Source organism: Protofrankia sp. CiP3 (assembly GCF_917627345.1).
Taxonomy (GTDB): Bacteria; Actinomycetota; Actinomycetes; order Frankiales; family Frankiaceae; genus Protofrankia.
In genome coordinates this window covers 148,736-166,823 of sequence record NZ_CAKJTM010000003.1, presented here as the reverse complement: position 1 = coordinate 166,823, position 18,088 = coordinate 148,736, and the positions used below count along the sequence as shown (strand labels likewise).

Below are 18,088 nucleotides of genomic sequence, written 5' to 3'. Positions count from 1 at the left end.
GTTCCCGGGTTGACGGTGAGTACGCTAAGACCGGATCACCCCCACGGGCGTGGGGACGGCCGGACGCCTTGAATCGGCTCACGCCTGATCCCCGGATCACCCCCACGGGCGTGGGGACGGCTCGCGCGTCCAGTACCAGCGCAGACCGCCCCTCGGATCACCCCCACGGGCGTGGGGACGGCATGGCGGTAGTGGTGTCCATGGTCATGTCCTCCGGATCACCCCCACGGGCGTGGGGACGGCCATTGCCATGGCCATGTCCGAACATCGCCGCACGGATCACCCCCACGGGCGTGGGGACGGCCGGCCGCTGTGAACCCCCGCGTGCCACCGGTGAGGATCACCCCCACGGGCGTGGGGACGGCGCTAGTTAGAGATTTTTCGGGGTGCCCACCCACGGATCACCCCCACGGGCGTGGGGACGGCCTCCGCGTCGAACTGGCCGTCCATCACTGATCCGGATCACCCCCACGGGCGTGGGGACGGCCTCCGCGTCGAACTGGCCGTCCATCACTGATCCGGATCACCCCCACGGGCGTGGGGACGGCACCTGGACGCGACGGGCTGCGGCGTCCAGCGCCGGATCACCCCCACGGGCGTGGGGACGGCACCTGGACGCGACGGGCTGCGGCGTCCAGCGCCGGATCACCCCCACGGGCGTGGGGACGGCGGCGATCGACGGCGTCGCGGGACGCCGCGGCGAGGATCACCCCCACGGGCGTGGGGACGGCTTTCCACGCCGACGCTGCGCCCCGTGGCAATGCGGATCACCCCCACGGGCGTGGGGACGGCGCGCATGTAGGGAAGCGTCGTACGGCGCCTCCCGGATCACCCCCACGGGCGTGGGGACGGCCCTTCAGCTCGGCGATCTCGGCGGGCGTACGCCGGATCACCCCCACGGGCGTGGGGACGGCGGGCCTGGAGTTCGACGCGGTCATCCTGGTCGAGGATCACCCCCACGGGCGTGGGGACGGCTAAACGAGCGCCGCGCCCCGTTCGGCGTGCAACGGATCACCCCCACGGGCGTGGGGACGGCGCGGCGAGGAACCGCATCGGGAATATCCCCGACGGATCACCCCCACGGGCGTGGGGACGGCGATGATCTCGACCACATCACCGAGGCGAATCGCGGATCACCCCCACGGGCGTGGGGACGGCGGCCCGTTTCACCATCAAGATCAGACTAATGGCGGATCACCCCCACGGGCGTGGGGACGGCGTCTGCGGCCACGACGACCTCCTCACGCGGCACGGATCACCCCCACGGGCGTGGGGACGGCTCGACGATGCGTAGGTCGGCCATGATGGCAACCGGATCACCCCCACGGGCGTGGGGACGGCTTCGCGCGGCGCGACATGCACGACCTCGGCGTCGGATCACCCCCACGGGCGTGGGGACGGCGCGTTCTTCTCGGGACGCTTCCTGGCGGACTCCGGATCACCCCCACGGGCGTGGGGACGGCCGCAGCGTCTTGGTGGCGTACTCGGTCGCGAGCGGATCACCCCCACGGGCGTGGGGACGGCCGGTTCCGCAGCCCAGCCCTTGAGTCGCCAGTCGGATCACCCCCACGGGCGTGGGGACGGCCATCGTCCCTCCTGCTGGGACGATCCGTGCCACGGATCACCCCCACGGGCGTGGGGACGGCTCCACGCCGGCCGCGGCGAGCAGCGTCAGCACAGGATCACCCCCACGGGCGTGGGGACGGCGGCCTCCGGCAGGAGTCCGGCCGCGGCGAGCGCGGATCACCCCCACGGGCGTGGGGACGGCGAAAACCGCGACGGTGCGTCTGGCCGGAAGGACGGATCACCCCCACGGGCGTGGGGACGGCCACCGCCGCGACCGCTGGTGGTGTATCGCACGCGGATCACCCCCACGGGCGTGGGGACGGCCGCACATCAACATCCACCAGCACGCCCTGCACCGGATCACCCCCACGGGCGTGGGGACGGCACCTCATCCGTGCCGGAGACGCTGAAGCTGACCGGATCACCCCCACGGGCGTGGGGACGGCTTCTCCGTCGCGCAGGCGATCGTCCCGTATGGCGGATCACCCCCACGGGCGTGGGGACGGCGGCTCGCCGACTGCTGCCCCCCCCGTCCAGCCCGGATCACCCCCACGGGCGTGGGGACGGCGCCGGCGCTGACCCTCGCGCAGGTAGCCGAACTGGATCACCCCCACGGGCGTGGGGACGGCAATCGTCCGCCCCGGCGTTGCCCTCGCCTCACAGGATCACCCCCACGGGCGTGGGGACGGCGAGCTCCATCGGCTCCGCCGGCCGGACTCCCAGGGATCACCCCCACGGGCGTGGGGACGGCGTCGGGTTGGCGTCGGCGCCGTAGTCGCGCAGCGGATCACCCCCACGGGCGTGGGGACGGCACCAGAGTTGCGCTCTGGGCGCATACTGTAACCGGATCACCCCCACGGGCGTGGGGACGGCCCGTCGAGCCAGTCATCGAGGTCGGGCGACCACGGATCACCCCCACGGGCGTGGGGACGGCGCCGTCGATGACGGTCGTACGGATCTGGGCGCCGGATCACCCCCACGGGCGTGGGGACGGCCGTGCCAGCGCCACCATCAGCCGCCGGGGCGGAGGATCACCCCCACGGGCGTGGGGACGGCGATCGAGTCCATCCACATAATCAAGGGCCGGTCGGATCACCCCCACGGGCGTGGGGACGGCAACCCGATGAGCCGCCAACGGCACGACGACACCGGATCACCCCCACGGGCGTGGGGACGGCGGCCAGCAGCCGGGGGTGACGACCCGGGGTGCCGGATCACCCCCACGGGCGTGGGGACGGCAGGTGCGGCCGGTGGGGTCCACGCCCTCAATGCGGATCACCCCCACGGGCGTGGGGACGGCACGCTAACGGGGGGGTTGACGATGCGTTACGTCGGATCACCCCCACGGGCGTGGGGACGGCAGACTCACCAACTCACACACCCACCGAGCCGCCGGATCACCCCCACGGGCGTGGGGACGGCCGTCATCGTTTCCGACCGGAACAAAATCTACGCGGATCACCCCCACGGGCGTGGGGACGGCGGTGGAACGACCTCCGGCGTACCCAGGACGAGCGGATCACCCCCACGGGCGTGGGGACGGCCAGCACCTGTTGTTGCATGCCCGCCATGGAGTCGGATCACCCCCACGGGCGTGGGGACGGCATATCTCCGGCGAGGCCCGGAACGTCCCGCTGCGGATCACCCCCACGGGCGTGGGGACGGCGCCGTGGTCTGAACACCAGTCATCATTGACCGCGGATCACCCCCACGGGCGTGGGGACGGCACTTGCTGACCTGGGGTTTTACAACGCTTCCGGCGTCTGTTGTGGTTGGAGTCCGATGAGTTGGAGGCCGTCGAAGTCAAGTACGTGGCGCCGACGCTCACCGGCGGTTCTGATATTGAAGCCCTGTTCGGTTTCGGCGGTGTGGATGCAGACGGCGGCTCCGTCAGCGACGCTGGCGGCGACAGCGGCCCACAGTTCATCACGGACCCGTGCGGAGACAGTGCCGACGTACAGCCCGGCAGTGGGTTCGACGAGCCATCGACTCAGGGCTCCGCGGACGTGGTCGGGCACAGCGGTCGTCGAAATCACGATCATTGAGGCCATGGGCCGCCCAGGTTGGTGAGGATGTCGTCGTCAGGGTCGGTGAGATCGCCGGTGTCCGCGGCGCTGTAGTTGACGCCGGCGGGGAGCTGGCCGATGTCGGGGTCCCACAGGTGGACCATGTCGACGGCGAGACCGCTGTCGGCACTCTCTGCGCCCTCGGCGTCGGTGTCAAGGTCAAGGTCAAGGAGGTTCTGGATGTCGGCGACGATGGTGGGTAGGAGCTTGACGAGACGAAAGTCCTCGCGGAGCCGGGCACGGGCGGCCCGTTCGGGATCGGTTGAGGCGTGTAACGCGAACGCCAACGGAATAGTGATCTTCGCTTTGTACAGGTCTGCGATGTCGTAGACGAACGCGAGCTGCGTTCCGCTGTGCACGAAGCCGAGTGCCGGCGAACAGCCCAGCGCGCAGATGGTGGCGTGAACCACCCCGTACAGGCAGGCGTTTGCCGCGGAGAGGGCGAGGTTGACCGGGTCCTGGGTGTCCCAGCTCGCCGGATCGTAGTTCCGTCGGAAGCGGGGGATGCGGTGTTTCTGGCCCAGCAGCCGGTAGTAGGCCTTGACCCGCTGGCCTTCCATTCCGCGCAGCTGGGCGAGGGTGGTGCCGTCGGGGACGTCGGTGTTGAACCGCTGCCGGTACATCCGGATGGCGGCCTGTACCCGTCGCTCGTCATCGGCCCAGATCTTCGCCTGTTTCTCCAGCCAGTTGGTCGTCAAGGTGGCCGGGGCGATGGTGGCGTAGCTGCGGACACCGCCGGCACCGACGCAGACCAGGCTGGTGCCATGCCGGGCGAAGGTCGCCATCGCCGGCTGGGTGATCGATGTGCCGGGTCCCAGGAGTACGCAGGTCAGGGCCGCGGTCGGGATGTACACCTTCTCGGTGCCCCGCGGGGATTCGACCGAGGCCAGCACGCCGGTGTCGTCCTGGGTGATGCGGACCGACTCCACGTAGAGGAAGGACAGGCTGTCGGCGATCCGAGGGAGCATCGCCAGCGTGGGCCGTCCGAGTTTCTGCTTGGCGGTCATGGTGGTTCTGCTCATCCGGCGGCCCCGATCGGGGCGAGACTGAGCAGACCGGCACCGTAGGACTTGCCGCGGCCGACGCCGTCGAGCACCACGCGGCGCACCGCGTCGGGGTCGCTGACGACCGCAATGCCGTCGTAGCGGGTGAGGGCGTGCCGCACCTGGCCGCCGGACCCGCGTCGGCCGGTGGCGTCGTCGAACGGCATCGCGGTGAGAGTACGCAGGGCCAGCCCGCACCCGCTGGCCCGGGTGGCCCACCATGTGTCGGCCGCCGTGCCCCGCAACGGGATGATTTTTCCTTCTTTCGGTCCGGCGTTGCGCCCGCCGCGTTTCACCGGGTTCGCGGTCAGCCGGTAGTGCACGGCCAGCCCGGGCCGCAGGCTCTCGAGGAGGGGGCCGAGTTTACGGGCCTCGCAGGTGCCATAGCCGGCGGGCAGCCGGTCGGTGACAGGCTCCAGCCGGGTCTGGACGAGCAGCCGGGCACCGGCGGGGATCTGTTCGACGCGGAACAGGACACCGGCGAGGTTCCGGGCATCGGGGCCGATGTCGTCGGGGACCAGCGACATGACCCGTTGATGGAGACGCACGACGTCGGCGAGATCACGGCGGACGTCGCCACGCCGCAGGTCCGGGACGATGCGCAGCAGCCAGGCGTTCACGAGTCCCCCCGCATGTACCGGAAGAGCGCCTCGCGGTAGTTCCGGCCGGGTGACTGCACCAAGCTGGCGTTGACGGTGACGACCTGCCGGTACACCGAGCGGCGCTCGTAGCGCCGCTCGAGGGAGGCGAAGCTCACCGGAACGTCGGCGAGTTCGGTCACCGCAGCGTTGTCCTGGGCGGTCTCGGTCAGCAGGTCGACCTCAACCGTCCCGTCCTCGGTGCGGATGAACCGGGGCCGCCTGGGCAGTGGCACCCGCTCCCGCAGATCCCGTTCGGGGTCCTCCGTCCGGCGGCGCAACACGAACGGCTGATCCGGCGGGCAGGACCGGCGGCCCAGGTAGGGCTGCCACCGCGGATGCAGCAGCTTCTCCCCGACCTGGTCGACGAGCTCATCGGGGCCGGTGACCGCCACCGTGAACACCGCGTCGGACAGATAGCGACGGCGGATCACCAACGTTCCGGTGTCGCCCGGCCGGTGCTTACCGTCGGCGATCGGCACAGTGCGTGCTGGCGGCAATCCTCCGCCAACCGTCTGGAAGTCCGTGAGCGGCACGCCGGGGGCATCGACCCGCACGGTCAGCCGCAGATCGGCGAACCGGACCAACGATGCGCCACGAGCCAGCCCCATCGCGGCGGCGAACATCCCCACGAGACCGGACCGGGTCGGAAAACTCATCGTGTCCCGATCGGCGAACGCACTGTGCTCCCCCCACGACTGCAGCGGCCCGGCCAGCCGCAGGACCAGCCCACTCATACCGCTGCCCCCGGGTAGGCGACGGCCACCGCGCCCGCGAGCAATTCCGGGTAGGAGCCGTACTGGGTGCCCAGCCCCTTATCCCGCGGCTTGCCGTCGATCGAGGCGTGGCCGTCCAGCAGAACCCCGTCTCTGCCCCAGACCTGGTGCAGGCCAGCGGCATAGTCGGTGAGGGCGTCGCGGGCGGGCTCACCACAGCCGCCTTCCGGCCCGGGACGGACCGGCTGTTCGAACGCCGCCGCCAGCGAGATCGGCCGGTCGGAGCGGACCCCGACGTAGGCCAGTTCGGGCAGGGTATTCGGCGCGGTAGCCGTCCGCTTCCCGCTCGGCAGCGCCGCCAGGAACGCCCGCAGGAACTGGGCCGTCAGCTCGGAGGCCGTGGCCACATCCCCGTCGAGATTGTCGACCAGCCCAGCCGTGTCGAGGCTGGCATACCGGTAGAAGACCCCGGCGGAGAACTCCCCGGCGTTCATATGCCCGCTCCCCTGATCGTCCGCCGAGGGGATGTCGTCGACCGCGGTGAAGAAATCGATCTCCGGATCGGTGGAGTGCACGGTGAAGGCGTGCGCGACCTGCACCGCGCCATCCACCTTGCCGCCGGGAAGTTCCGCAAGCATCCGGCCGAACAGATTGATCGTGCCGTTGCGGCTCGACAGCACCGCCGCGACCTCGTCGACGGGCAGCACCGGCTTCTGCGTCTTCTTCCCCATCTCGGCCTGGAGCTTGTCCCGGTGACCGGCGGCAATCTCGGCCAGCTCATCCAGCGCTCCGGCGGGCAGATAGAGCAGAACCGAGGAGATGTCGTTCTTGTCGCGGTCCTTCTCGGTCTTGATGCCGCTCTTGCCCGCGGACATCAGCACCTGCTTGCCCGCGTAGCCGGCCAGCTCCGCCGGCCAGCCTTGGGTAACGAGCCGCTCGGCGACCGCGGTGACGATCCGGCGGGTCCGCACCGCCGGATCACCCAGAGCGGTCTCCACCTGAAGTCGAATAGCGCGCTTCCAAGATTGACTGGACACCCGGGTACGGGTCTTGCCACCATAGACCACGGTCTTCGGCGCGCCGAGATCGTCCCGGTTCAGATTCGCATACGGGATGGTCTGCAACAGATGGATATCGAGGAACTTCGCGGCGGTCATGGCGTCTCGCTTTCGGCGTCGTCAGTGGAACCGATGTCGGTGTTGTCGGTGTCGAGCTCGCCGGCCCGCGGGAGACGGACCGTCCGGTAGTAGTGCTGCAGCCACGCCTTCGCGATCGTGTCGGCCTCGCCACCCCAGCGGGCCAGATCGACGATCAAGCGGGTCCAGTCGATGTCGACCTGCTCGGCCCGCAGGTAGCGGATGAGTCGGGGCAGCTGGCGATGCACACCCTCGACGTCCTGCCGGCACACCAGCCGCAGCCGCGCTTCCATCCGCCGGTAGACATCTTCCCGCTCCCGCACCGGGATCTTGTTGATGGCGTCGGCCAGGCATCGGCCCAGGCTGCGCCACGGCACGGGAGCCGGGTCGTCACCAGTAGGAGGCGGTGACGTAGTCAGCTCGGCCTCCGAAGCCGACATATCCTCAGCGGTGTTCTTGTGCTTCTCTTGGTCGCTGTCTGCCCCGGCCGTGGCCAGATGGTCGTCACGGGCCGCCCGAGGCTGGGCCGCGATGAGCGCCGCGACCATGTAGAAGGCGCGTTCAACCGCGTCGATCTCGATCTTCCTTGTCGGGCCAATCCCGCGTTCGTCGGTGTCCGGCAGAAAGCGAAGGTACGGCGCGACCAACTTGTGCGCTGGCTGCGCCATCGGATGCGTCGGGGGCTTCCCCAGGCTCCGGCGCAACGCGGACCGATCTGCCGGTACCCGCAACGCCCTGGTCGTCGCCGTCACCAGCGCCCGAGCCGGGGCTTCCAGCCTTTCGCGGGTCGCCAGGGGATACCACCGCATGGCCGGTGCCCAAGCAGGCTCGCCCTCGGTGGTGGAAGTCTCGACAATGGTCATGCGGCATCTCTCCTGGGGCGGCTATACCGCACGGACGCGGTAACGGTTACGGGCCAGCGCTCGGGTCATCCGCCAGTGCTCCTGGGAGTCGACCTGGTCGGCGATGTCGTCGTAGACGTCACGAGCGACTTTTGCGAATAAGTCCGGCGCGCTGTCGAAACGGGTTGGCGATGTCTGCCGGGCTGCGTCATCAAGCGTCTTCCAGAAAACCCGCTCCGCCTGCGGCCAGTACCGGCCTTCTGCCGCCGCGACCCACGGCCCGATCTCCTTGTCGGGCCGCGGCTGGCGGACACCGTCGTCGTCCGGGTCAGCCTGCTGTACCCACGCGCACCGCAACGCATAGACCAGAGCACTACCGACCCGCTCGGCCGCCTGCCGGGTGGAACTGATACCCCGGACGAACTGCGGGTCGCGCTCCTCCAGCCACCGCAACACCGACGGCGTCATCCGCGTGAAGAACCGCTTGTCGCGGGTCTGCCCGTCCTGGTCAAACCCGAACACCCGCACCCGTAGTTGCTCGACAAACTCGGCCGGCAGGTACTTCACGGCGTCGAACACCAGCGGACGGGAACGGCTGTCCTCACCGACGTCGTGCATGAGAAGCGCGTCGAGATCCCGCCACATCGCGCGGGTGACACTCGCCGGCCGTGGGTAGGCGTCGCCCTTCTTACTCGTCTGGTAGATCAGGTACTGGTCCTTCGCCGACGGGCATTTCTCCCGCCACGCCCAGGTGAGCGTCGCGTCGACCACGTGCTCACCCGTCTTGTCCGGCGTCAGCAGCACCGCATGCTGGAAGCGGCCGGCCAGCTCCCGCGCCATACCTTTCACCGGCACCGGCCCACGGCGGGGGTCCGGCAGCTCGGGCAGCTCCCACGGCGCCAGATCCACCGCACGATCGCGGTAGGAATCGCCAGCGTCCGGGAACGGAATACCGGCCACCAGCGACTCGAACACTGTCCGCCCGACCGGATGGCACGACAGCCCACCCCGCAGCGGCCCGGCCGTGGTGTTCCCTTCCGACAGCGGGCCGATCTTCCGGGTCGTGCACCGCCCCGACGGGCCGTAATAGAGAGCAGCGATCAGATGCCACGCCGCCTCAGCCGCCGGAACCGGGGCCGGCTCCACCTCGGTATGATGATCGAACCACACCTGGTTGTTCCCTGCCGGACGACCGACGATCAGCCTGTTGATACCTGAGGTGGACGGACATTCCTCCACCAAGCGCGGATCCTGCAACCATGGCCGGGCCACATCGAACAGGTCGAACCGGTCCGCGTACCGCTCGAAATACGCGTCCACCTCCGCCCCGTCGAACCGACCCTCCTCCAGTACCTCACCTCGGCGCCTGTCGAACTCGGCAACCTCGAGCTCGGCGTCGTCGAGCCCGGTCACCCGAGCGGCCAAGAGGTAAAGGAACCGCCACAGCCCGGCTGCCGCCGGAGCCAGCGGCACATCGACGTCCGTCAGCTCGTGAGCGCGGACGAGGAGCTCCCGCAACCCGACCCGCGTCCGCCGTGAGCCTTCGGGAACTGGTAGCCACGGCCGTTCCCGCAGGTCAAAGCCCTGACGACTCACCATTGTCTGCTCACCAGCAATTCCCCCGAACTTTCCGGCAGCGTCGCCGGAATCCCGTCGGCCCGCCATCCCGGACCGGAGCACACCTAATCACCCACCGCCGACAGAACGCGGCCTCGTCCCTGGAATCCCATAGGCGTCTGACCAATGACCTACCGGTAGCGCTATGAGGTCAGCCTGACGACGATCGCACCAATAATCGCCAACGCAGCAACAATCAAGATCAATTCAGGGAGAGAGGCTCTCACTGCCACCGCCATCCTGTCGGGTACCGCTGCCGGTCCATCCGGCGATCCCGACACACCATATATGCATGCTGCCCATAAGCAGAGCTACGGGATGCCGTTACCTAGTTCGGAACTTCACTGGTGGACCATCCACCCCAAACCTGCTTCACCCCCACGGGCGTGGGGAAGTGAGTAGTGCCGACCTACGGGTCGCCGTGACCTATGGATCACCCCCACGGGCGTGGGGACGGTCCGATTGTGCCACCTACGCACCTTCGGGCCAGTCATCCGAGAAGGCCGAGGGTGGGGTCGAGGCGGAAGGCACGGCCGCCGACCTCGACGGGGCTGACGGTGCCCTCGGTGTCAAGATGGTGGGGCAGCAGGAGCAGCTCCCGCAGCGTGGCGTTGTCCGACCAGGCTGGCGGCGGGGCGGTCACCTCGCGGTCGCGACGTCTCCACTCGCCGTCACGCAGGGGGATACTCTCCCCCAAAATGGTCCGGACCTGGGCGGGCGTGAACCGGCCAGCCGGACCGGTGCCGGTCGCGGGAAGGCGCCTGGTTCGGCCCCGATCGAGCCAGCGGTCGCCGTCGGCATCGACGTAGCAGCAGACGACCCGCACCGACTCCGCTCCGAGCCGGGTGGACACCCGGTCTTCGTCGATCTCCTTCGTCGTCAGCGGCTCGAGGTCCCGAAGCTGCGCCGGAGCCTTGACCGCGGCCATCTCGGCGATGCCCACGCGGACCTCGTCCTCCATAAGCCGTTTGATCCCGTCCTCGTCCAGGTTCTCGTGGAAGGTCTCGTCGTAGACCTCCTCGACCATCGGCTGCACATCCCCAGGAATCTCGACCCCACCGGCGGCCTTCTTCACGAGGACGTCGTAGGTGCGCCGCAGCAGGGACCGGTCGTAGACGCCGGTCCACCGGTCCGGGAACACCAGGTCACCGTCATCCCCGCGGGGAAGGAGCACCGCCAGCCGTGGGTCCTCAGCGGCCCACGCGGGCCGCAGGCCGGCCTCGTCCACCTGCGGATGGCGCTGGCAGCGACCGGCCCGCTGCAGCAGTTGAGCGACCGGAGCCAGGTCGCTGATGACCAGATCGAAGTCGAGATCGAGAGACTGTTCGGCGACCTGAGTGGCGACGAGAATCGCCCTGATAGGCCGATGTTCGACCTCGCGGCCGAACGCCGCCGTCACCCGGGCCGTCCGCTTCTCCCGTTCGCGGGCGGGCAGCCGGGCATGCAGCAGTTCCAGTACCGGCCCGGAATCGTCCGCCCCGTTCCCTCGCGCACCGGCAGTCTCCTGCGCCTTCCATGCGGCGATGGCGGTGAACGTGTCCTGCGCCTCGGCGACGGTGGTGCACACGACCATGACGCACCCACCGTCACGGAAGACCGGTGCCAGCAGCCTGCGCAGTGCCACCGGCCGGTCCACACCGTCATCCACCAGCAACTTCTCTGCGGTTGAGGGGTCTTTCACCTGGGCGGGGATGTCGACGAGGTCGAGGCCGAGTGGCGGGCGGGGCGGGACGTCGAACACACGTGTCGTCACCGTTGCGCTGGTCGCGTCTGCATACACCCAGCCGGGGTAGGCGACGTCAAGCGGCGCGCGGTGTCGCCGGCCGCGCGCCCCGTACAGATAGGCGCGCACCAGCCGCTCGGCAACCGACCTCGGCAGCGTCGCCGACAGCAGCACCACCGGAACCTTCAACGCGCCGAGCCAGGTCAACAGACGGGCCAGCAGATACTGCATGTACGCGTCGTAGGCGTGAACCTCGTCGACGATGAGGACCTTCCCGGCCAGGCCCAGCATCCGCAGCACGTTGTGCCGCACCGGCAGGACCGTCAGCAACGCCTGGTCGACCGTGCCGACCGCCAGCGGAGCGAGCAGACCGCGCTTACGTCCCCGCAGCCAGGTGGTCGCGGCTGTGCGCACCGTGCTGGTCGGATCGTCGTCGCCGGTGACCACCGCGCCCCCGCCGGGCTCGGACGCGTAGGCAGCGTTCAACCAGGCCATCGAATGGAGCAACGTGACAGCAGCATCCACATCGGGCTCGGCCCGGCGTTGAACGTAGGCCAGTATCCGCTGGTACATCTGGTCCGATGTCGCCATCGTCGGCAACGTCATGAACAGACCCGCCGTTCCGGCCGCGTCCCCCATCAACCGGGCCGCATGCAGGGCGGTCTCGGTCTTCCCCATCCCCATCGGCGCCATCACCAGCAACAGCCCCGGGCCGGACAGCAACGGCGGCAGGCCCTCGGCGACCGAGCGCTGCAGCGCGTTGGGCGGGTAGTCGGGGAACTCCTGCGCGAACGATCCGCCCTGCAACGCCAATCGTCCCAGGCCCGCGTCTGCGACCAGCTCAACGGCGTATTCCGCGGAACGCGTCCGGTGGTCGCACAACGCCGGCAGGTCCGCACCGGCAGGGAGATCATCCAGGCGTTCCGAGAGGAAGTCCTCCTGGCTGACCAGCCAGTCAGCCAGGATCACCAGACCGCAGATCAGCGCCGCCGATTCGAGCCTCACAGCTGTCGGTGCCGGCGGCGGAGCGAACACCCCCGTCACCGCGTCGAGCACAGCCCGCCGCTGGATCTCCCATTCCCCGGCGCCGAGCTGCGGAAATTCCAGGCGGCTGTCGAACTCTCGGGAGTCGACCTGGTAGAAACAGCCATGGTGGCCACCCAGGATCTGCGCGACCCGGGTTGCCGACGCGCCCCCGGTCAGGCCGGAAACGTAGCCCAGTTCGCCGAGCACGCGGCCCAGGAACAGATGCGTCGCCCCGTCATGGCCGAAGTCCCGACGCGCGCCGTCCGTCGAGTAACCCGACAGCCGCGCGAACGCCTCGCGGGCCTGCATCTGGAAGCCCGGTATGACCTTCCCGATGTCATGCAGCGCCGTCCAGAAGGCGAGCAGGCGGCCCGCGTCCGGGTCGGAGACGCCGAGCCCGTCGGCTATCACCTGTCTTGCCGAGCGCGGCAGCACGTCCCGCCACAGCACCTCGGTGGCCGCACCGGAATCGATCAGATGACAGATCAGCGGGTACGGCCGCGGTAGCCTCTTGCTTTTCCCCCACAACCGAAGATCCACCAGCGGCACGCCGTCGCGCCCAGAACCGTCCATATCGACCCCCAACCGATCTCGACAGGGTAGACCATGCCATGACACCCGTAGCCGGCCCCTTACGGACATGCACCCCCACCGGGCAGGTGACCCGCTGCCCCACCCTGGACGAAGACGCCAACGACGTCCTGTCCTTCACCGAACCGAACCTCGCCTTCAGCCTGCACGAGCAGGACCCACACACGGCCCACATCCGCCTGCACCTGTCGGCGGAAGCAGCACCGCCGTGGACTGCCCAGGACGCCCGCTGGCACTGGAGCGCGTTCTGCCTGCCCCTTCACCTCGGGATCGACGAGATCCGCGACGCGGCCGAGCAATGGAAACGGGACATCCCGCCCTTCCCAACTCGATAGCGCAATCAGCCCACCGCCAGCGACCCGACCGTTCACGCCACAGGTACGGCGGTCGTCGAATCGATCATCTCAGCAGTGCCCGGTCAGGACGACGATCTCGTGGCCGTCGCCGTCCACCCAGATACCCGCCGTGTACGCCACATCGCCACTGACCTGGGGATGCCGCGTCACCGCGCTGCGGACCTCCCGCTAACGGCATTGCGCGTCTGCCCCGTCGACGTGGTTCACCTGCCCGGCTGCCCAGTAGTAGATGACGAGCGGCGATCCGGCACCGATCCTCTGATCGCAGACGTGACGCGCCGTCTTCGTCGTGCGGCGGGTGTAGGTGAGGCCATCGGGAGTGGTCAGCTGACCGACACCGATCCGCTCAAACTGCTCCCGGCTCAAATCACGGTGCATCCGGCCATCCTCCCGATAATTGACGTAGACGGCCAAGGCGCCGGCTACCTCCTCATGATCGCTGCCGGCAGCCTGTCGCTCGGCCTCGTCAGCGGCTGAGGTGGGTGTCGGGGATGGCGCCGGTGCGCTGGTCGGCGCGGTGGAGGGCGTTGGGCGAGAATGCGGCGCAGGATCCTCGTCGGAACTGCAGCCCGTGATAGCGGCGGCCAGGGTGACGGTCACCAAGCCTCCGACGACGATCCCTCGGCTCCAGCGGTCGCTGGCCTGCACCGCGGCGGGGGCGCCCTGGCGGATCGCCTCGGCATAGGACACCGATCCATCGCGGCACACCACCCGAACCCCGGGATGCTCGCGCAGCCAGGCCGCCACGGTGGCGGCTCGGCGGTCGGGCAGCACGTCGACGCGCCGGTCGCTGACGGCGTCGATCAGCAGGGTGGCGTACCGGCGGCCCCGCCCGGGTCCGTGCGACGACCGGTACCACCGGCCCCTCGTCGACGACCCGCTCGATGAGCACCGCGGCGAGCTGAGGAAAGACGACCTTCAGGAACTCGACATCACACACCACCGACGATACCTAAATGGTAACCACCTGTCACCACTGGAATCGTGGCAGAGCCAGAACAAAGGCGTAACTCCCATATGACACTCTGTGCATAGGCGCAGGTAGAGGAGGCACCAGATGACCAGCATGACGACAGATCCGGTAGCGGAGACCATCGCGGGCGAACCAGCAGCCGCCAGCGCCCAGAGCGACGCTCCGATGCTCGACGAGGAGCTCGCGCGGCGCCTGGTCGAGCAGGCGAGAGCCGAGGGGGCGTCGCTGACCGGGCCGGACGGGTGGCCTAGCTCGCAGCCTGCCGCGCTGAAAGCACCGGAATAGCCGCGATCTGTTCGGGGCTTAGATCGCCCCAGATCACACCCCGAGGCCGGCGTGGGTTGTCGCAGCGGATCACCTGCTCGGGCGTGACGATTAGGTCCACGCTGAAGTCGTGCGGCGTCTCCGGGATGTCGTCCTCGACTACCTGAAGCTGATGCACGGGTGCCACTATGACCGTCTGAGACGTCACCAGACCGGCTTCGATCAGCAAGGCGACTTCCAGGTCGCTGTAACCCGCTCCTTTACCAATACGGGCTCCTGAGCGGTTCACAGCCACACTTCCGCAGATGACCATGTCGATTGGTGGCATCTCATCCAGGCCAACCCGCGTGGCGTACTGCTTCGCTCCGCTCTTCTCGGCCGCGATGAGGGCGCTTATCTGGAGTCCCTTCGGGTCGAGCAGGTAGAAGGGTTGCTCACTGGCGATCTTCGGCACCGCCATGAAGACGAGCTTGCCGTCATCAAGCGCACGCGCACGCACGGGTAGCTGGGCGAAGTCAGGGTTGGTCTTCACGACCCGAGCGGCCTGCCACTCTGGCGTCTCGGCCAACCGCTCAGCGGTCTGCTCCGCCCCGTGGAAGGCAGGGATCTTCCCAAACGAGTCCCGAGGTACTGCCTTCTCCCGATCAAGCAGGCGCCACACCTTCTCGCGAACGGCCTGCTTGTCCTGGTCGATACCCACGAACACCTCACGTGCTAGATAGCGGCCATCAAGGCTAGGAGGCGGTCATTGATGTCCTGCACCCAACCCTCGGCTCGCCACTCACGTAGCTCCCGACCAGCAGCGAAGGCCAGGTTCAACCCACCGCCGCCGCGTGTCAGCTCTACGGCGTCGATCGTTCGGTGCATCGTCGCTGCCGCTTCGTCCAGCTTACGTTGACGGATGAGGCTCAGAGTGAGGTTACCGAGCGCGATGGTCTGACTCTTCTTCTTGGCACTCAGCGCCAGCACAGTCGGCTGAAGGATCGGCTCAGCTCTGTCTGGTAGATCGAGGAACAGGTAGCACGAGCCGGCGAGCCGGTTGAACTCGTTGACCGTGTAGTAGTCGGCCGCCACGTCATCCTTGTCGACCCGATCAAACTGAGCCTCGGCCTTCTTCAGTGCAGCCTCGCAGTCGATGAGCGCGCCAGTCATGGCGTGACCCTCGGCCACGTGGAGAAGCGAGAGACCAGTGAGCGAGGGGCTGCACAGCTTGGCGACGGCCGCGGCTTCGTCGGCTAGCTCCAGACCTTTAACCGGGTCCTTCTCGCCATACAGCGCGACGTACGCCTTCCGCAGGATCGCGTAGGACTCGACGGATGGATCACGCACCTGACGAGCTGCCTGCACAGCTTCATCGAAGTAGCCGACAGGTCCTTCGTGGTCGCGCCTCTGGCTGACGTCCCATACCAGTTGGCCCATGAACGTCGCTGACTCGGCCTGCACCTCGAAGAGCGCCTTCTTAACCCGACCGGTTGCGTGTTCGAGCAGGTAACCAACTTGCCCGTGCACGTGGCCGGCTGGTCCGAGTAGGGCGGTCGACGGCGACTTGTCGTAGGACTCATCGAGTTGCCGGATGCGCTCATGCAGGTAGGCCACGGCCACCAGGTCGACGCTGCTGGGGTGTTGGAGCACGTAGCTCATGCGCTCGCTCTGCTCCGCCTGAACGATCACGATGTCGTCCAGGAGTACTTGTAGCTCCTCAGCCGTGACCTTGAGCGCGCGAGCTAGCTTCGGCCTGGTCCAGGGTTGGGGCTCCGTCTCGGCAGTCTCCCAGCGCACGACAGTCGTACGCTCGACGCCGAGCACTTCGGCCAGCTTCTCTTGGCTGTAGCCGACTGCCTTCCGACGCTGGGCGAGTCGCACACGCTTGCTCGCCATGCCCCATGTCCTCTCCGCTCAAGGTGGCGGACACAAAGGATAGTTGGTCCGTCGCTGTTCGCGCAGGTCAGCCCGTGCGATGCCACACCTATGCGTCACCACTGTGACAGTTCCGCTGTGGGTTTACGCAGGTCAGAGCCGTTTGCTGGTCTAAGCCGGTGCGTCGGTGCTTGCCAAAGGGCCGCCGTCGTACCGGCCTTCAGCGTCGCCAGGTTTGAAAGGGCTGACTATGCGGCCAACGATCTACGGCTACATGCGGGTTGCTACTGCCGACGATCAAGACGAGGTAGAACGCATCCGGCGCGAGCTGGCTGAGTACGCCGAGCGCGAGGGGTTCACCCTCGACCAGGTCTTCACCGAACAAATCCAGTGTTCGGAGTCGGCGTTCTACACCTTGCTCGACACGCTCAAGCGCTCCGACGTGCGCAACGCGATCGTCCCGAGCTTGTGGCACTTCGCGCGGCTGCCTGGTCTCCAGGAGGCGATGAAGACCCACATCGAGCAAGAGACCGGGGCAACCATCTGGGTCGTTCAAGGGCAGCGCCGATGACGATGAAACCGCTTGCTTATGGGTTCATGCGCGTGCCGTGCAACGTGACCGACGAGAGGTTGACTCACATGGAGCGGCGCGTCCAAGAGTACGCCGAAAAGCTGGGATTCGAGTACGCCACGATCTTCCAGGAGTGGAACTCGGGATCGCTGGAAGCCTGGGACGACTTGATCCACGAGCTTCAGCGTGCCGACGCCCATCACGTGATCGTGCCGTCCATGAACCACGTCGCGCGTAACGGCATCCTGCGAACCAACCTGATGATCCGCCTGGAAGACGACGCCAAGGCCATCGTCCACTCGCTCAAGGAAGCCGAGCGCGACTGATGGACATGCACGACCTGAACATGTCGATCCTCACCCAGTTGAACGCGATCAACAAGGACGTTGGCGATTTCAGTGCTGGCGTCCTGAGCAACGACATCAGTCACGACGACCAAATCGCATTTGCCCATCGCCTTGTCGATCTCGCCGAAGCGATTAGAGAGCGAGCACTCAGAACTCCCCGAATGGTCATAGAAGGTGTGGTCGATGACCGCAGTGCAGGAACCAACCCGAGAGCTTCCGATGAGACAGAGCCGTCAGCCCAAGAGGATGAGCAACCTGACGCTGGCGGCAGTACCGACCGTAGTCGGATGCTCCCGGATGTTCGTCAACCTCACGCTCCAGGACTGGGGAGTCAACGCCCTACGCGATACGGCTGAACTCATCATCAGCGAGCTGGTGACGAACGCCGTAAAGAGCACGGGCGTCATGGACGAGTCGCCGCGTTGGACGGAACTGACTGACCTGGCCCTGATTTACGTGCGCGTGGTGCTCCTCGAAGACGGCGTCATCATCGAGGTGGCCGACCGTGACCACACGCTGCCCGCCATCCCGGAACAAGACCTCGACGCTGAAGGTGGTCGAGGTCTCTTCCTGGTCGAGAGCATGAGCAAGCGGTGGAACAGCTACGTGACCGATCGCGGCAAGGTGGTCTGGTCCGAGCTGGAGATTCCGCAGTTCACGGCTTCCGGTCTGCCGCAGCGTGTTCGTAAGGATCAGCCGGCCAACCCGGTCCAGGTTATGAATGATCCTGAGCTTCTTCGCCAGGTGCGCGAGGGG

The 18,088-nt window shown here is 67.9% G+C and carries 15 protein-coding genes, 1 pseudogene and 1 CRISPR repeat array; of the genes and pseudogenes, 5 read left to right on the top strand and 11 right to left on the bottom strand.

What is annotated here, in order from left to right:
* Window positions 1-31 precede the first annotated feature (31 nt).
* A CRISPR array of direct repeats spans window positions 32-3,293; the repeat unit is 28 nt; unit sequence GGATCACCCCCACGGGCGTGGGGACGGC.
* An 18-nt stretch (window positions 3,294-3,311) separates the two neighbouring features.
* From cas2e to cas3, 8 genes are all read right to left on the bottom strand, one after another.
* Window positions 3,312-3,617: a type I-E CRISPR-associated endoribonuclease Cas2e gene (cas2e, locus tag MJ797_RS02245; protein ID WP_239331321.1), complete on the bottom strand. Its 306-nt coding sequence runs from the start codon at window positions 3,615-3,617 to the stop codon at window positions 3,312-3,314.
* On the bottom strand, window positions 3,605-4,639 hold the full coding sequence (gene cas1e, locus MJ797_RS02240; RefSeq protein WP_239331319.1) for a type I-E CRISPR-associated endonuclease Cas1e: 1,035 nt from the start codon (window positions 4,637-4,639) through the stop codon (window positions 3,605-3,607). Before cas1e ends, cas2e begins: the two co-directional genes overlap by 13 nt.
* Window positions 4,640-4,650: 11 nt before the next feature.
* Window positions 4,651-5,295: a type I-E CRISPR-associated protein Cas6/Cse3/CasE gene (locus MJ797_RS02235; RefSeq protein ID WP_239331317.1), complete on the bottom strand. Its 645-nt coding sequence runs from the start codon at window positions 5,293-5,295 to the stop codon at window positions 4,651-4,653.
* Window positions 5,292-6,050, bottom strand: a complete 759-nt coding sequence (gene cas5e, locus MJ797_RS02230) for a type I-E CRISPR-associated protein Cas5/CasD (RefSeq protein WP_239331315.1) — start codon at window positions 6,048-6,050, stop codon at window positions 5,292-5,294. Before cas5e ends, MJ797_RS02235 begins: the two co-directional genes overlap by 4 nt.
* Window positions 6,047-7,186 carry a type I-E CRISPR-associated protein Cas7/Cse4/CasC gene (cas7e, locus tag MJ797_RS02225; protein ID WP_239331313.1) on the bottom strand — a complete coding sequence of 380 codons (1,140 nt, stop codon included), beginning with the start codon at window positions 7,184-7,186 and terminating at the stop codon, window positions 6,047-6,049. Before cas7e ends, cas5e begins: the two co-directional genes overlap by 4 nt.
* Entirely contained in the window at window positions 7,183-8,028 is an 846-nt protein-coding gene (gene casB / locus MJ797_RS02220; protein ID WP_239331311.1) for a type I-E CRISPR-associated protein Cse2/CasB, read from the bottom strand. Before casB ends, cas7e begins: the two co-directional genes overlap by 4 nt.
* A gap of 21 nt (window positions 8,029-8,049) precedes the next feature.
* Window positions 8,050-9,606 (bottom strand): type I-E CRISPR-associated protein Cse1/CasA, encoded by a 1,557-nt coding sequence (casA, locus tag MJ797_RS02215; RefSeq protein ID WP_239331309.1) that lies wholly within the window; start codon window positions 9,604-9,606, stop codon window positions 8,050-8,052.
* A gap of 508 nt (window positions 9,607-10,114) precedes the next feature.
* A complete protein-coding gene (gene cas3, locus MJ797_RS02210) occupies window positions 10,115-12,946 on the bottom strand; it encodes a CRISPR-associated helicase Cas3' (protein WP_239331307.1) in 2,832 nt (943 codons plus the stop codon).
* A gap of 38 nt (window positions 12,947-12,984) precedes the next feature.
* Between cas3 and MJ797_RS02205 the strand changes: the two genes are divergently transcribed.
* Complete coding sequence (locus MJ797_RS02205) at window positions 12,985-13,299, top strand: hypothetical protein (protein WP_239331305.1); 315 nt, start codon at window positions 12,985-12,987, stop codon at window positions 13,297-13,299.
* A gap of 648 nt (window positions 13,300-13,947) precedes the next feature.
* Here MJ797_RS02205 and MJ797_RS02200 read toward each other — a convergent pair.
* Window positions 13,948-14,151 (bottom strand): annotated as a pseudogene (locus MJ797_RS02200) (transposase); the annotation flags it as partial.
* 226 nt (window positions 14,152-14,377) lie between these two features.
* Between MJ797_RS02200 and MJ797_RS02195 the strand changes: the two are divergent.
* Entirely contained in the window at window positions 14,378-14,578 is a 201-nt protein-coding gene (locus tag MJ797_RS02195) for a hypothetical protein (protein WP_239331303.1), read from the top strand.
* On the opposite strand, the gene MJ797_RS02190 is transcribed toward MJ797_RS02195, so the two are convergent.
* On the bottom strand, window positions 14,541-15,257 hold the full coding sequence (locus MJ797_RS02190) for a 5-formyltetrahydrofolate cyclo-ligase (RefSeq protein WP_239331301.1): 717 nt from the start codon (window positions 15,255-15,257) through the stop codon (window positions 14,541-14,543). The genes MJ797_RS02195 and MJ797_RS02190 overlap by 38 nt on opposite strands.
* A gap of 14 nt (window positions 15,258-15,271) precedes the next feature.
* On the bottom strand, window positions 15,272-16,435 hold the full coding sequence (locus MJ797_RS02185; protein WP_239331299.1) for a helix-turn-helix transcriptional regulator: 1,164 nt from the start codon (window positions 16,433-16,435) through the stop codon (window positions 15,272-15,274).
* 229 nt (window positions 16,436-16,664) lie between these two features.
* Between MJ797_RS02185 and MJ797_RS02180 the strand changes: the two genes are divergently transcribed.
* The 3 genes from MJ797_RS02180 to MJ797_RS02170 form a co-directional block, all read left to right on the top strand.
* Window positions 16,665-16,985 carry a recombinase family protein gene (locus MJ797_RS02180; RefSeq protein WP_374581230.1) on the top strand — a complete coding sequence of 107 codons (321 nt, stop codon included), beginning with the start codon at window positions 16,665-16,667 and terminating at the stop codon, window positions 16,983-16,985.
* Window positions 16,982-17,311: a recombinase family protein gene (locus MJ797_RS02175; RefSeq protein ID WP_239331295.1), complete on the top strand. Its 330-nt coding sequence runs from the start codon at window positions 16,982-16,984 to the stop codon at window positions 17,309-17,311. Before MJ797_RS02180 ends, MJ797_RS02175 begins: the two co-directional genes overlap by 4 nt.
* A gap of 204 nt (window positions 17,312-17,515) precedes the next feature.
* Window positions 17,516-18,088 (top strand): ATP-binding protein (locus MJ797_RS02170; protein ID WP_239331293.1); only part of this gene is annotated, 573 nt, incomplete at its 3' end.

Coding starts and splice junctions, on each gene's coding strand:
- cas3 (WP_239331307.1), bottom strand. CDS start 12,946: ATGGACGGTTCTGGGCGCGACGGCGTGCCGCTGGTGGATCTTCGGTTG.
- MJ797_RS02185 (WP_239331299.1), bottom strand. CDS start 16,435: ATGGCGAGCAAGCGTGTGCGACTCGCCCAGCGTCGGAAGGCAGTCGGC.
- casA (WP_239331309.1), bottom strand. CDS start 9,606: ATGGTGAGTCGTCAGGGCTTTGACCTGCGGGAACGGCCGTGGCTACCA.
- cas1e (WP_239331319.1), bottom strand. CDS start 4,639: ATGACCGCCAAGCAGAAACTCGGACGGCCCACGCTGGCGATGCTCCCT.
- MJ797_RS02180 (WP_374581230.1), top strand. CDS start 16,665: ATGCGGCCAACGATCTACGGCTACATGCGGGTTGCTACTGCCGACGAT.
- casB (WP_239331311.1), bottom strand. CDS start 8,028: ATGACCATTGTCGAGACTTCCACCACCGAGGGCGAGCCTGCTTGGGCA.
- cas5e (WP_239331315.1), bottom strand. CDS start 6,050: ATGAGTGGGCTGGTCCTGCGGCTGGCCGGGCCGCTGCAGTCGTGGGGG.
- MJ797_RS02195 (WP_239331303.1), top strand. CDS start 14,378: ATGACCAGCATGACGACAGATCCGGTAGCGGAGACCATCGCGGGCGAA.
- cas2e (WP_239331321.1), bottom strand. CDS start 3,617: ATGGCCTCAATGATCGTGATTTCGACGACCGCTGTGCCCGACCACGTC.
- cas7e (WP_239331313.1), bottom strand. CDS start 7,186: ATGACCGCCGCGAAGTTCCTCGATATCCATCTGTTGCAGACCATCCCG.
- MJ797_RS02175 (WP_239331295.1), top strand. CDS start 16,982: ATGACGATGAAACCGCTTGCTTATGGGTTCATGCGCGTGCCGTGCAAC.
- MJ797_RS02205 (WP_239331305.1), top strand. CDS start 12,985: ATGACACCCGTAGCCGGCCCCTTACGGACATGCACCCCCACCGGGCAG.